The sequence below is a fragment of the Baekduia soli genome (genome assembly GCF_007970665.1).
Taxonomy (GTDB): domain Bacteria; phylum Actinomycetota; class Thermoleophilia; order Solirubrobacterales; family Solirubrobacteraceae; genus Baekduia; species Baekduia soli.
Map to the genome: position 1 here is coordinate 978,699 of NZ_CP042430.1, position 12,848 is coordinate 991,546.

Consider the following 12,848-nt stretch of genomic DNA (forward strand, 5'->3'; position numbering starts at 1 on the left):
GCTCACGCCTGCAGGCCGGTGCGCTCGCGCACCTCGAGCCAGAGCGCCTCGTAGGCCTTCGCGGCCGGGCTGCGGGGCGCGAAGGCCGCGATCGACGTGCGCTCGCGGCCCATCCGCTCCACGACGCTGGACGCCGGGATCGCGGTCCGCAGCATCTCGGCGCCGCCGGTCAGCTCGTCGGAGACCTCCCGGTGCAACCGGCGCCGGCGGTCGACCATGGACAGGAACGCCAGCAGCTGGGGGGCGGCCCCGCCCTGCGCGGCGACATGGTCGCGCAGCTGCGCGAACGTCCGGGCCGAGAGCGTGGCCGGGATGATCGGAACCAGCAGCGCGTCGGCGGCCTGGAACACGCTCTCGGAGACGAGCGAGACGCTCGGCGGGCAGTCCAGGAACACCACGTCGTACTCGCCGGCCAGCGGGGCCAGCAGGCGGGCCAGGCGCCGGGTCGGGCGCTTGGCGGCGTCGAGCGCGAGGTCCATGTGGCGATAGGAGAAGTCGGCGGGCAGGAGGTCCAGCCGCTCGTGGTCGGTGCCCTTGACCAGGCGCCCGATCTCGGTGCGCCCGCGCACGAGCCGCTCCGCGCCGCCCTTGACCCTCGGCCGCACCCGCAGCAGGTACGTGCTGGCGCCCTGCGGGTCGAGGTCCCACAGCAGCGTCCGGGCGCCGTCGTGCGCGGCGAGGTGCGCGAGGTTGACGGCCGCCGACGTCTTGCCGACCCCGCCCTTGATGTTGTAGGTCGCCAGGACGAGCGTCATCGGAACGTGCGCCGGACGAGGGACCGGGGCGCCCGCTCGCAGAACGCGGCGAAGCGCTCGGCGAACTCCGCGCGGGCCAGCACCTGCTCGTGGGCCAGCCGGTCGATCAGCGAGCCCATGGCGATGAGCGCCGCCGTCCCGCTCGGCGCCGCGGAGACGTCGCCGGCCAGGCCGCGGAGCATCGCGACCTGCACGTCGCGGTCCTGGTGGCGCCCGAGCGTGTCCTGCAGGTCCTTCAGTCCGCGGACCATCGGCTTGACGACCTCCGGCGGGAACAGGCTGGCGAAGAACTCGAGCAGGTAGCGCAGCTCCTTGCCGCTCTTGCGCAGCTCATGCAGCGCCTCCGGCGGGCTCGTGGCGTCGATCCGGCGGCCGTCGCGGACCATGCGCCCGTGGACCTTGGCGATCCGCCGTCCGGCCACGGCGACGATGGGGCGGGCCGCATCGCGGCGGTCGTCCTCCGGCGCGTGGACGAGCCGCTCCAGCAGCGCCTCCCAGCCGTCGAGCGCCGCGGCGGTGGCCGGGGCGCGCAGCGCCCGGACCATCCGCGTGCGCTCGGCCTCGCGCCGGTCGGCCAGGACGCCGCGCAGAGGCTCGATGTCGGCGGGCGCCGAGCCGGGGAGCCCGCCCACGAGGTGGTCGAAGTCCAGCAGGGAGACGTCGAGGTCGCGGCTGGGCCCGGTGACCTGCTGCAGGCGGCGGAACGCCCGGCGGTGCGCGTCCAGCTCGCCGGCGGGGAAGACATGGCGCAGCTGGCGCTGGGCCGAGCGCGTGCGCCGGACGGCGACGCGCAGGTCGTGCAGGAACTCCGTGTCGACGTCGGCCAGCGTCCCGGGCAGGTTGAGGCGGATGACGGTCACCAGCGGCGCGAGCAGGCGCACGGCGGCGGCGTCGGCGCGCTCGGAGGGGTCCAGCGCGACCCGCAGCTTGGAGGAGACGCCGCCCGGGACACCACCGCCGGCGCGTACCGCCTCGTCGGCCAGGGACTCGGGCGCCGCCCGCAGGCCCGCCCCGTCCTCGATCGCCGCGCGCGCCGCCGCCAGCGCGCGGTCGTAGCCGCGCACGCCGGCCACCGTCAGCCGGCCGGCCAGCCGTCGCGGGGGGCCGCCGCCGGCGAGCACGGAGGGCTCCTCGGCGACGAGACGCACCACGGTCTTGGCCTCATCGTCGGTGACGCGCAGGGCGCGCCGGCGGCTGCGCGTCCGGGCGATGGCCGTCAGCGCCCGCATGGCGATGAGCGGCGCGACCGCGTCGCGCAGCCGGCCCGCGGGCAGGTCGTCCGCCATGAGGTGCTCGGCGGGGGCGGGGGCGCCGGGCGCCGGCGGCGGGCCCGCGGCGACCTGGACGCCGGCGGCGTCGAGCAGGAGCAGGCGCCCGTCCTGGGCGACGAGCTGCAGGCCGCGGGCGTGCAGCCGGCCGTCGAACGTGTCGTACCACGTGCACGACACCGACTCGGTCGGGTCCGCATCGAGGCGGAGGTGGCCCGCCAGCAGCGCCTGGGCGGCCGCCAGGCCGGCGCCGTCGGGCAGCAGGTAGTGGTGCGCCGCGGCGGACATGGACCGCGGCAGTCTGGCACGCGGCGGGTGCGGGCCGCCAGGGGACGACGCCGCAGGTCGCGGCGGCGGACCTGCGACACTCGGTGCATCAGCCCGACGCGGACCTCCCCCGGAGGGACGGCGCTCGGGACGGTTCCCGCGCGTCGGCGCTTCGCCGTCTTACTCCTGTTGCGTGAGACCTCACCGGGAAGACGCCGAGAGGGTGACCATGACCGACCACGAGGGTCCGGCGACACCGCAGCGCGGGTCCCTGAGCGCCGCGATCGCCACGGCGATGGTCCAGCTCGTCCGCGACTACACGGGCCGCGGGCCGACGAAGGCCCGCGTGATCCTGCGCGACAGCGTGGTCGTCGTCCTGCTGGAGGACACGCTGACCAAGGGCGAGCAGTCACTGGTCCGCACCGGGCAGGCCGACACGGTGCTCGCCTACCGGCACTCCTTCCAGGAGGCCATGCGCGACGACGCGACCGCGATGATCGAGCGGCTGACCCGCCGGCGGGTGACCGCGATGATGAGCGCCAACCACGTCGACCCCGACCTCGGGGCCGAGATCTTCATGCTCGACGGGGCGCCGGAGGCACCCCATCCGGCGGGTGAGGGCGCGCGGGGCCCGGGCGCCGGGCGATCGTTCGGGCCGAACTGATCGCCGGCGTGTGACGCGGGCCGCCTGACCCGCATGGCGGCCCGCGGTCAGGCCTGCCCGGCGACCTCCGGCCCGGAGCCCGACGGATCCGAGATGCCCTCCTCGATCCAGGTGAAGTCGCCGGCCAGCACGTCCTGGGCCAGCGCGTAGGCCGCGTCGTCGTCGTTGTCGAACAGCGCGGCGAACAGCGCGTCGGCGCGCCGCCGGGCCTGGCGGCAGAACAGGTCGGCCAGGGCGACGGCCTCGTCGGCGTGGCCCGGGCGCTCGCGCTGCAGCGTGTCGGCGTAGACGACCGCGGAGGAGATCGCGAACAGCTCGGCGCCGATGTCGACCACGCGGCCGAGCACGGACTGCTTGCGCTCCAGCCTGGCCTGCCAGCGGCCCATGGCGTAGAACGTCGACCGCGCGAGCTTGCGCGAGGCCCGCTCGGCGTAGCGCAGGTGGCGGGCCAGGGAGCCGAACTCCGCGAACGCCCCGGGCCGCTGCCCCTCGCCCACGGCCAGCTGCGGAAACCACTTCGCGTAGAACCTGCCCGCCTCGACCGCCGCACGCGCCTTGTCCTTCATCGCGACGTCGGGCTCGAGCACGTCGCCGGCGACCGCGAGGTGCTGGTCGACCGCCTCGCGCGCGATGAGCAGGTGCATGATCTCGGTCGAGCCCTCGAAGATGCGGTTGATGCGCATGTCGCGCATGGCCTGCTCGACGGGGATCGGCTTCTCGCCACGGGCCGCCAGCGAGTCGGCGGTCTCGTAGCCGCGGCCGCCGCGGACCTGCATGAGCTCGTCGACGACCTTCCAGCCCAGCTCGGAGGCGTAGAGCTTGGCGATGGCCGCCTCGATGCGGATGTCGCGCTGGCGGTCGTCGGCCATGCGGCTGGCCACGTCGAGCATGGCCTCGATGCCGAACGCCGAGGCCGCGATGAACGCGACCTTCTGGGCCACCGCATCGTGCTTGCCGATGGCCTGGCCCCACTGCACGCGCTCGGCCGACCACTCGCGGGCGACCTTCGTGGACCACTTCGCGGTGCCCAGGCAGATCGCGGGCAGCGCCAGGCGCCCGGTGTTCAGCGTCGTCAGCGCGATCTTGAGCCCCTGTCCCTCGCGCCCGATGAGGTTCTCGGCGGGGACGCGGACGTCCTGCAGCAGCGTCACGGAGTTCTCGATGCCGCGCAGCCCCATGAACGCGTTGCGGTGCTCGACGGTCACGCCCTCGGTGTCGTAGGGCAGGATGAACGCGCTGATGCCGCCCTTGCGCCCCTCGCCCGGGGGGACCTTGGCCATCACGACGACGACGTCGGCGATCGCGCCGTTGGTGGCCCACAGCTTGCGGCCGTTGAGCACGTAGGCGCTGCCGTCGTCGGTCGGGATGGCGGTCGTCCCGACGCGCGCGGGGTCCGAGCCGACGTCGGGCTCGGTGAGCAGGAACGCGGAGATGTGGGTCGTGGCGACCTTGGGCAGCCACTCTCGCTTCTGGGCCTCGGACCCGAAGTGCAGCAGCGGCTCGGCCACGCCGATGGACTGGTGGGCGCTGAGCAGCGCGCCCAGCGAGGAGTGGCAGGAGCCCACGAGCGTGAGCGCGCGGTTGTAGTACACCTGCGACAGGCCCAGGCCGCCGTACTCCTCGGGCACCTTCATGCCCATGGCGCCGAGCTCCTTGAGCCCGTCGATGACGGCCTCGGGGATCTTCGCGTCGCGCTCGATGGCCAGCGGGTCGACCTCGTGCTCCAGGAAGGCGCGCAGGCGCTCGAGGAAGCGCTCGCCCCGCTCCACGGCCTCCGGGTCCAGCCGCGGCTGCGGGTGGATCAGGTCGAGGTTCAGGCGCCCGAGGAAGAGGTCCTTGCCGAAGCTCGGCAGCGACCACTCGCCCTCGCGGGCCTCCTCGGCGACCTGTCGTGCTTCGCGTTCTGAGACGTCGGTGGCCATGGGGGACCTGTACCCGGGGCCCGCGCCGCGTGAACGGCGCCGATCACACGACGGCGCCCGGCTCCACGATCCGCGCGGGCACCCCGGCGCCGGCCGCCTCGCGCAGGAACGCCTGCGCGGGCATCGTGGCCTGGACGTAGGCCGGCGCCCGGTGCAGCGCGTCGTAGTGGATGGGCACCGCCGTCGCGGCCTGCAGGAGGTGGGCGGCCGTCGCGGCCTCGCGCGGGCCCATCGCGGCGACCAGCGGCGAGGCGGGCCGGCGGTGGGGCAGGCGCACCACGGGGCCGTTGACGGGCAGGAACGCGATGTCGATGGGCCCGACGCGCTCGCGGATGCTCCACCATGAGCCGTGGAAGAGCGTGTCGCCGGCATGCAGGATCCGCAGCCCCCCGGCCTCGACGACCCAGGAGACCTGCGGGTCGCCGAGGCCGTCGACCGCCGGGACCGCCGTGGCGCGGAACGGCCCGGCCTCGACGGTCTCCCACGGCGCGACGACCCGCTGGGGCACGCCGAGGCGCAGCAACCCCTCCTCCGTCGGCGCGACGCCGGCGACCTCCAGCGCCGAGCCCTGCGCGGCGGCCGGCCGCACGAGCACGCCGTCCGGTCCCAGCGCCGCGGCGATGGCCTGCGGGTCGGCGTGGTCCTCGTGCAGGTGCGTGACGAGCGCCAGCACGGCGGTGCCCGGGCGCGACGGCCCGGGCAGCGGGGTGTGGGGCTCGCCGACGAAGTCGACCAGCCGCCCAGGGTGCTGGAACAGGTCGATGACGGCCGTCTCGCCAGCGGCCTGCAGCTCGAGGCCGGCCCAACCCAGTCGCACGATCTCCATGGACGAGGTATAGCGACCGACCGGTCGTCAAGTCAATAGCGACCGACCGGTCGCTACCATCGCGGCCATGCCACGCCGCTCGGCCGCCGAGGCGCTGCAGACCCGTTCGGCCATCGTGGAGCGCTCGGTCGCCGTCGCCTCCGTCGACGGGCTCGACGGGCTGACGATCGGCCGGGTGGCCGGCGAGCTGCACATGAGCAAGGCCGGCGTCCTGGGGCACTTCGGCACGAAGGAGGGCCTGCAGCTCGCCGCGCTGGAGGCGGCCGTCGGCACGTTCACGCACGAGGTGTGGGAGCCGGCCGCCGGGGCGACCCCCGGCCGTCCCCGGCTGCTCGCCGTCGCCGACGGCTGGCTGTCCTACCTCGAGCGCGACGTGTTCCCCGGCGGCTGCTTCGTGACCGCGGCCGCCTGTGAGTTCGACGACCGGCCGGGGCCGGTGCGCGAGGCCCTGGCGCGCCACCAGGCGCGCTGGCTGCGCGCGCTGGCCGCCGACGCGCGCGTCGCCCTCCGGGCCGGCGACCTGCCCCGCGCCACCGATCCGGCCGACGTGGCCTTCGGGCTCAACGCCGTCGCCATGGGCGTCAACCAGGCCCGCCGCCTGCTCGCCGACCCGGAGGCCACGGCGCGCGGCTGGCGGGCCATGCGCGCGCTGCTGCACGCGCCGCGCGCGCGACGGCGCACGGGCGTCTAGACGACGCGCACGCCCACGGCCTTGGGGCCCTTGTTGCCGGCCTCGGTGTCGAACTCGACCCGCGCACCCTCGGCGAGGGTGCGGAAGCCCTCGGCGACGATGTCGGAGTGGTGGACGAACAGGTCCTTGCCCGACTCATCGGGGGTGATGAAGCCAAAGCCCTTCTCGTCGCCGAACCACTTCACGACGCCCTGTGCCATCTCGGCACCTCCTACGAGCTGGTGCTGCGGACGCGGGAGGTACCTCGGACCAACCACTGCGGCGCCAACACACTCTTGCTGCCGGCCTCGCGGGACCGGCTCGGACGCGGGCACCGTAGCACTCCCGCCGAGCCCTGCGGGAGATTTTCCCAAGGCTCGGCGGGGGCGTGGAATCAGCCTGCGAGCAGGCGTTCCGCGACGCGGTCGGTGGCGTCGCCGTGGCCGCCTAGCAGCCGCCGGGAGAGCTGCGCGCGGCGGAAGTACAGCGGCGCGTCGTGCTCCCACGTCGCGCCGATGCCGCCGTGCACGTTGATGTTCGAGCGGGCGGCGAAGTCCAGCGCCGCGCCGGCGGCGCTGCGGGCCGCGCTGGCCGCCAGCGGGAACTCCGCCGGGGCGTCGGCGCGGGCCCAGCCGGCGTAGTACAGCAGCGAGCGCGCGTTCTCCAGGCGCCGCAGCACCTCGGTCAGCTCGTGCTTGACGGCCTGGTAGGAGCCGATGGCGCGCCCGAACGTGAAGCGCTCCTTGGCGTACTGCACGCTCATCTCCAGCGTCGTCTGGACCGTGCCGACCGACTCGGCGGCCAGCAGCGCCTGCGCGACGTACCAGGCGTCCTGCGCCACGTCGGCCGTCGTGCCCAGCGCCGTGCCCGGGGCGCCGGCGAACGTCACGTGGGCCAGTGGCCGCGTGATGTCGTAGCGGACGACGCGCTCGATCGTGACGCCGGGGGCGGAGGCCTCCACGACCGTCGCGGCGCCGTCGGGCCCGACGACGACGATGAGATCCGCACCGGGCGCGTCGGGGACGAACGCCGCGGTGCCGGTGACCGTCACGGCCCCGCCGCCGGCCATGACGGCCGGGGCCTGCGCGCGGGTCGCGCCATGGGCGTCGACGGTCCAGCGGTCCTCGAGGTCGCCCGGCGGGCGGGTCGGGATCCACACGGGCCGCACGTCGCCCGCCGCGATCGCGCCGAGCGCCTCGTGCCCGGCGGCGTCGAGGATCGCGGTGGCCGGCAGCAGGCCCAGCAGCGGCACGGGGGCCAGGACGCGGCCCAGCTCCTCGGCGACGAGCATCGCGTCGAAGACGCCCAGGCCGGCGCCGCCGGCGGCCTCGCCGATCAGCAGCCCGGCCCAGCCGGCCTCGCGGGCCGCGGCGCCCAGGTCGGGCAGTGCGCCGAGGCCGTCGTCGAGCGCGGTGCGCGCGGCCTCGACGGTCTTGAACCGCGACAGCGTGCCGCGGGCGGCCTCGCGCAGGAACTCCTGCTCGTCGCTCAGGGCGAGGTTCACGACGCCACCGCGGCCTTCTCCTGCGCCCGCAGCTCGTTGAACGGGACGCCCTTGTCCAGGCGCGGCTCGGGCGGGAGGCCCAGGACCCGCTCGCCGATCGTGTTGCGCAGGATCTGCTCCGTGCCGCCGGCGGACTTCAGGCCGGGGAGGAACGAGATCATGTAGGCCCACTCGCTGTCGTCTTCCAGCGCGTCGGGCCCGAGGACGTCGGCGATCAGGTCGCCGGCGGCGATCGCCGCGTTGACCGTGGTGACCTTGGCCAGGCCGGCCTCGGGGCCGGGGATCTGGCCCTTGGCCAGCGCCGACAGGGCGCGGTAGCTGGCGAAGCGCAGGGCCAGCAGCTCGGTGCCGATCTCGCCGAGCGCCTTGCGCACCGACGTGTCGGTGGCCACGGACGGCTCCTGCGCGAGGGCGCGGGCGAAGCGGTCGGGCCGGTAGCCCATGCTCTCGGAGCCCAGGCCGATCGTCACGCGCTCGTACATGAGCACGGTGAGCGCGGTGCCCCACCCGTTGTCGACCCCGCCGACGACGTTCTCGGGGCCGACCCGGACGTCGTCGAAGAAGACCTCGTTGAACTCGGCCTCGCCGGAGATCTGGCGCAGCCCGCGGATCGTCACGCCCGGGGCGTCCATCGGGACGATGAACATCGTCATGCCCTTGTGCTTGGGCACGTCGGGGTTCGTGCGCGCCAGCAGCAGGCCGTAGGTGGCGAACTGCGCGTTGGTCGTCCAGACCTTCTGGCCATTGAGCACGAAGCTGCCGTCGTCCTGCACCTGGGCGCGGGTCTGCACCGCGGCGAGGTCGGAGCCGGCGGCCGGCTCGGAGAAGAGCTGGCACCACACCTCGTCGCCGTGGAGCATGGGCCCGAGGTGGCGCGTCTTCTGCTCGTCGGTGCCGTGGGCGATGAGGCACGGCCCGAGCATCCCGATGCCGATGACGTCGAGGATCCCGGGGACGCCGGCGCGGCCGAGCTCCTGGTTGACGATGACCTGCTCGATGGGACCGAGGCCCTGGCCGCCGTACTCCTTGGGCCAGGTGACGCCGGCCAGCCCGCCGGCGGCGAGCTCGCCCTGCCAGGCGCGCCGCGCCTGCAGGTAGGCCTCGTCCTCGGCCCCGGCGCGCGTGCTGCGCGTCTCGGGGGCCGCGGCCCGGTGCTGCTCGAGCCAGCCACGCACCCCTTGGCGGTATGCGGCCTGCTCGGGCGTGTCGTTGAGGTCCACGCTCGCTCCTTCTTGGCTGACCAGCCAGTCGGTGGAGCGTGGACTCTAGCGGCGCGACGCGCCGCCGTGGCGCAGATCGGCGCGCGCGCGGGCCTCAGGCCGCGGCGCAGACCCGGTCGCGCCCGGCGCCCTTGGCGTCGTAGAGCGCGCGGTCGGCACGGGCGAGCAGCACCTCGACCGCCTCCGCGCCGTCCCACGTGGCCACGCCTGCCGAGCACGTGCGCGCCGCGGGCATGACGCGCCGCAGGCGCTCGAGCAGCGCCACGGCGTCGGGCCGGGCACAGGCAGGCAGCACGATGACGAACTCCTCGCCGCCGAAGCGGGCCAGCACGTCGCCGCCGCGCAGCTCGCCGGTCCAGGCCGCGCAGCAGGACTTCAGCAGCGCGTCGCCGGCCGGGTGGCCGTGACTGTCGTTGTAGGCCTTGAAGTGGTCGAGGTCGAGCACCGCGACCGAGAGCGGCTGATCGGTGACCCGGGCGCGGTGCAGCGCGCGGCGCAGCTCGGCGTCCAGCGCGCGCCGGTTGAGCACGCCGGTCAGTGGGTCCAGGCGGGACTGCTGGGCCAGCTCGGACACCAGCGCGGCGCGGGCGATGGCCGTCGCGCCCTCGTGGGCCAGCAGCGGCAGCAGCCGGCCGACGCGCGTGCCCAGGGCCGCGCGCTCCGTGCGCCAGAAGACGGCCAGGACGCCGGCCGCCTGCCCGTCGACGAGCACGGGCTGCACGGCGACGGCGCGGGCGCCGTGTCGCGCGGCCAGCGGCCAGCCCTGGGCCGCGGCGTCGCCGGCGAAGCGCGGCACGCACGAGGTGAACGCCTCCAGCGCCAGCGACCGGCTGGCCGCCGGGATGCGCAGGTCGCGCAGGCGCGGATCGCTCGCGCCGGTGGCGCGCAGCCCCCCGTCCTCGTCGGCGCCGAAGAGCACGGCGGAGTCGGCCTCGGCGATCTGGGCCGCGGCCTCGCAGAGGTCGTCGCGCAGGACCGCGTCGTCGTGGCCGGCGGCCAGGCGGCTCGTCACCCCGGCCAGCAGCGCGAGCGCGTCGGCGTCGGCGCGCCGCTCGCGCTCGTGCTCGCGGCGCTCGGTGATGTCGCGGGCGAAGGCGATGCAGCGCCGGTCGCCGTCCTGCACGCTGCCGACCGCCGCGAGCGTGATCTCGACCGGCACCAGCGTGCCGTCGGCGCGCAGCGCGGGCAGCTCGAGGGCGCGGTGCATGAGCCGCGGGGCCTCGCCGGCGGTCAGGCGGGCGAGCGCCTGACGATGGTCCGCGCGCCCCTCGGGCGGGATGACGAGGTCGGCGAGGTCGCGGCCCAGCGCGTCGGCGCGCGGGCGGCCGAAGAGCTCGTGGGCCTTGGCGTTCCACTCCGTGATCCGGCCGTCGAGGTCGATGGCCACGAACGCGTCGGGGGCCTGCTCGAGGACGGCGGACAGCTCGGCCGAGCGCCGCGCCGCGAGCGCACGCTGGCGGGCGAGCTCGATGTGCGCGCTCACCGACGCGGCCAGCGTACGCAGCGTGTCGCGGTCCTGGACCGAGAAGGCCCGCGGCTGCGGGCCGGCGACGCAGAGCGTGCCGATCGCGTGGCCCTCGGCGGTGCGGACGGGGGCGCCGGCGTAGAAGCCCAGGCCGCCGGTGACGAACGGGTTGTCGGCCAGCCGCGGGTCGGCGGCCAGGTCGGCCACGACCCACAGGTCCTCGCCGGAGGCGATGGCGATGGCGCACAGGGAGTCCTCGCGCGGGGCCTGGTCGCCGAGCTGCATGCCCACCCCGGCCTTCGTCCACTGGCGGTCGGCGTCGATGAGGTTGACGGCCGCCACCGGGAGGTCCAGCAGCCGCGCGGCGAGCGCCACGAGCTCGTCGAGCGCGTGGTCGGCGGGCGAGTCCAGGAGGCGCAGCTCGCGCAGCGCGGCGAGCCGCGCCCGTTCGTCGGCGGGCATCGGGAGGGCGGACATCAGGCGGTGAGATCGGCGGCCCGGCCGCCGGGCACAGCCCCGGGGACCGCGCGCGGACGTCGGCGGCGCGCCGGGCGCCGGGTCAGCCGAGCGCGCGGAAGCCGCGGTCCAGCAGCTTGACCGCCTGCCCGCCCGGGTCGGGCGAGTGCAGGAGCACGACGCCGAGCCGGTGGTCGCCGCGGCGCACGGCGGCGACCAGGCAGCGCCCCGCGGCGTCGGTGAACCCGGTCTTGATGCCCAGCGTGCCCGGGTAGCGCATGCGCAGGAGCGGATTGTTGTTATACAGGTACAGCTTGCCGCCCTTGATCGGGAAGGGCAGGACGGCCTGGCGGCGGCGCACGATCCTGGCCAGGCGCGGCTGGTCGAGCACCGCGCGGGCCTCGACGGCCAGGTCGGCGGCGCAGGAGTGGTTGCCGCGGTCGGTGAACCCGCTGGGCGAGGAGTAGTGCGTGCAGCTCAGGCCCATCGCCGTCGTGCGGGCGTTCATGTCGGCGACGAAGCGCGGCAGGGTCCCGTCGGCGCGCTGGGCCAGCGCGATGGCCGCATCGTTGCCCGACGGCAGCAGGAGCCCGTGGAGCATCGCCGACAGCCCGACCGACTTGCCCTTGGGCAGCACGCCGACGCCGGAACCCTGGTAGGCCAGCGCCTCCTTGGTGACCTTCACCTTGGCGCCGTCGGGCACCCGTGCGACGACGACCAGCGCGGTCATCATCTTCGTCAGGCTCGCGATCGGCAGCACGCGCGTGGGGTCCTTGCGCCACAGCACCCGGCCCGTGTCGAGGTCGAAGAGCAGGCCGCTGCGCGGCGGCCGGCCGAAGCGGATCTGCACCGCGTCGGGCACGCCGCCGAGCTGCAGCGTCAGGGGCGACGTGGCGGCCGCCGGTGCCAGGGGCCCGTTGGCGGTCTGCAGCGGGGGGCGGGGCCCGGCCGGCGCACTCCCCGCGCCGCCGGCCGGCCGGGTCGACGCCGTCCCGCAGCCCGCGGCGCCGGCCGCGAGGGCGAGGAGGGCGCAGAGCGTCGGGCGGGCGCGCACCACCGCGTCAGTACACCGGGTGCCGGGGACCGCCGCCGACGTAGGCGGGGTTGGTCCGCCGGGCGAACGCGCGGATGAGCAGCAGGCCGAAGACGAAGCCGCCGACGTGGGCGAAGTACGCCACGCCGCCCCCGCCGCCGGTGGGGTTGGTCAGGCCGAACGCGCCGAAGGCGACCTGCTCCAGGAACCACAGGCCGAGGACGAGCAGCGCCGGGATCTCGATGATCGTGAAGAACAGGATGATGAACACGACCGTCAGCACTCTCGCCCGCGGGTAGAGGACCGCATAGCCGCCGAGGACCGCGGCGATCGCGCCCGACGCGCCCACGAGCGGGACCGCGGCGTCGGTGCCGGTGGCGACGAGCGTCTGGCCGGCCAGCGCCGCGACGCCGCCGAGCAGGTAGAACACGATGAACTTCACCGAGCCCATGCTGTCCTCGACGTTGTTGCCGAAGATCCAGAGGAAGAGCATGTTGCCGGCGAGGTGCAGGATCGAGCCGTGCATGAACATCGACGTCAGGGCGGTCACGACGATGGAGGGCTGGCCGTGCACGCCGGTGCCGCAGGCGATCCCGCCGCCCTGGGCGATGCACTGCTGCCCGGGGTGCTTGATCTCGTAGGGGATCCAGCCGTAGTCGACGACGCCCTTGTCGGCCGGCCCGTGCAGGATCCCGCCCTTCTGCCACAGGAAGTAGGCCAGCGTGTTGAGGACGATCAGCGCGATCGTGACGACCGCGGGGCGGCTCGTCGGGATGTTGTCCTTGATGGGGAACACGG

The 12,848-nt window shown here is 75.2% G+C and carries 12 protein-coding genes; 2 read left to right on the top strand and 10 right to left on the bottom strand.

Annotation, left to right across the window (positions count from 1 at the left end):
- Positions 1-2 precede the first annotated feature (2 nt).
- Both FSW04_RS04555 and FSW04_RS04560 read right to left on the bottom strand, forming a co-directional pair.
- Positions 3-755, bottom strand: a complete 753-nt coding sequence (locus FSW04_RS04555; RefSeq protein ID WP_146916719.1) for a ParA family protein — start codon at positions 753-755, stop codon at positions 3-5.
- Positions 752-2,311, bottom strand: coding sequence for a CHAD domain-containing protein (locus FSW04_RS04560; protein WP_146916721.1), 1,560 nt, complete (start codon positions 2,309-2,311; stop codon positions 752-754). The genes FSW04_RS04555 and FSW04_RS04560 overlap by 4 nt, the downstream gene beginning before the upstream one ends.
- 208 nt (positions 2,312-2,519) lie before the next feature.
- Between FSW04_RS04560 and FSW04_RS04565 the strand changes: the two genes are divergently transcribed.
- Positions 2,520-2,954 (top strand): DUF2294 domain-containing protein, encoded by a 435-nt coding sequence (locus FSW04_RS04565; RefSeq protein WP_187369245.1) that lies wholly within the window; start codon positions 2,520-2,522, stop codon positions 2,952-2,954.
- A 47-nt stretch (positions 2,955-3,001) separates the two neighbouring features.
- Here the strand turns inward: FSW04_RS04565 and FSW04_RS04570 are convergent, their stop codons facing one another.
- Positions 3,002-4,876: an acyl-CoA dehydrogenase family protein gene (locus FSW04_RS04570; protein ID WP_146916726.1), complete on the bottom strand. Its 1,875-nt coding sequence runs from the start codon at positions 4,874-4,876 to the stop codon at positions 3,002-3,004.
- 43 nt (positions 4,877-4,919) lie between these two features.
- Positions 4,920-5,702, bottom strand: a complete 783-nt coding sequence (locus FSW04_RS04575; RefSeq protein ID WP_146916728.1) for an MBL fold metallo-hydrolase — start codon at positions 5,700-5,702, stop codon at positions 4,920-4,922.
- Positions 5,703-5,769: 67 nt separating this feature from the next.
- Between FSW04_RS04575 and FSW04_RS04580 the strand changes: the two genes are divergently transcribed.
- The gene (locus tag FSW04_RS04580) at positions 5,770-6,393 is read left to right on the top strand and encodes a TetR/AcrR family transcriptional regulator (protein WP_146916731.1); all 624 of its coding nucleotides are present in this window, start codon (positions 5,770-5,772) and stop codon (positions 6,391-6,393) included.
- On the opposite strand, the gene FSW04_RS04585 is transcribed toward FSW04_RS04580, so the two are convergent.
- The 6 genes from FSW04_RS04585 to FSW04_RS04610 all read right to left on the bottom strand — a co-directional run bounded on the left by FSW04_RS04585 (position 6,390) and on the right by FSW04_RS04610 (position 12,846).
- On the bottom strand, positions 6,390-6,593 hold the full coding sequence (locus FSW04_RS04585) for a cold-shock protein (protein WP_146916733.1): 204 nt from the start codon (positions 6,591-6,593) through the stop codon (positions 6,390-6,392). The two genes, FSW04_RS04580 and FSW04_RS04585, sit on opposite strands and share 4 nt — an antisense overlap.
- Before the next feature lie 173 nt (positions 6,594-6,766).
- The gene (locus tag FSW04_RS04590) at positions 6,767-7,876 is read right to left on the bottom strand and encodes an acyl-CoA dehydrogenase family protein (protein WP_146916736.1); all 1,110 of its coding nucleotides are present in this window, start codon (positions 7,874-7,876) and stop codon (positions 6,767-6,769) included.
- Positions 7,873-9,096, bottom strand: a complete 1,224-nt coding sequence (locus FSW04_RS04595; protein ID WP_146916738.1) for an acyl-CoA dehydrogenase family protein — start codon at positions 9,094-9,096, stop codon at positions 7,873-7,875. The genes FSW04_RS04590 and FSW04_RS04595 overlap by 4 nt, the downstream gene beginning before the upstream one ends.
- Before the next feature lie 94 nt (positions 9,097-9,190).
- The gene (locus tag FSW04_RS04600) at positions 9,191-11,038 is read right to left on the bottom strand and encodes a sensor domain-containing diguanylate cyclase (protein ID WP_146916740.1); all 1,848 of its coding nucleotides are present in this window, start codon (positions 11,036-11,038) and stop codon (positions 9,191-9,193) included.
- A gap of 82 nt (positions 11,039-11,120) precedes the next feature.
- Positions 11,121-12,071 (bottom strand): D-alanyl-D-alanine carboxypeptidase family protein, encoded by a 951-nt coding sequence (locus tag FSW04_RS04605; RefSeq protein ID WP_187369246.1) that lies wholly within the window; start codon positions 12,069-12,071, stop codon positions 11,121-11,123.
- A 7-nt stretch (positions 12,072-12,078) separates the two neighbouring features.
- Entirely contained in the window at positions 12,079-12,846 is a 768-nt protein-coding gene (locus FSW04_RS04610) for a rhomboid family intramembrane serine protease (RefSeq protein ID WP_146916744.1), read from the bottom strand.
- Positions 12,847-12,848 lie beyond the last annotated feature (2 nt).

Excerpts from the sequence above, each read along its gene's own strand:
- FSW04_RS04555 (WP_146916719.1), bottom strand. The coding sequence starts at position 755 with ATGACGCTCGTCCTGGCGACCTACAACATCAAGGGCGGGGTCGGCAAG.
- FSW04_RS04560 (WP_146916721.1), bottom strand. The coding sequence starts at position 2,311 with ATGTCCGCCGCGGCGCACCACTACCTGCTGCCCGACGGCGCCGGCCTG.
- FSW04_RS04565 (WP_187369245.1), top strand. The coding sequence starts at position 2,520 with ATGACCGACCACGAGGGTCCGGCGACACCGCAGCGCGGGTCCCTGAGC.
- FSW04_RS04570 (WP_146916726.1), bottom strand. The coding sequence starts at position 4,876 with ATGGCCACCGACGTCTCAGAACGCGAAGCACGACAGGTCGCCGAGGAG.
- FSW04_RS04575 (WP_146916728.1), bottom strand. The coding sequence starts at position 5,702 with ATGGAGATCGTGCGACTGGGTTGGGCCGGCCTCGAGCTGCAGGCCGCT.
- FSW04_RS04580 (WP_146916731.1), top strand. The coding sequence starts at position 5,770 with ATGCCACGCCGCTCGGCCGCCGAGGCGCTGCAGACCCGTTCGGCCATC.
- FSW04_RS04585 (WP_146916733.1), bottom strand. The coding sequence starts at position 6,593 with ATGGCACAGGGCGTCGTGAAGTGGTTCGGCGACGAGAAGGGCTTTGGC.
- FSW04_RS04600 (WP_146916740.1), bottom strand. The coding sequence starts at position 11,038 with ATGTCCGCCCTCCCGATGCCCGCCGACGAACGGGCGCGGCTCGCCGCG.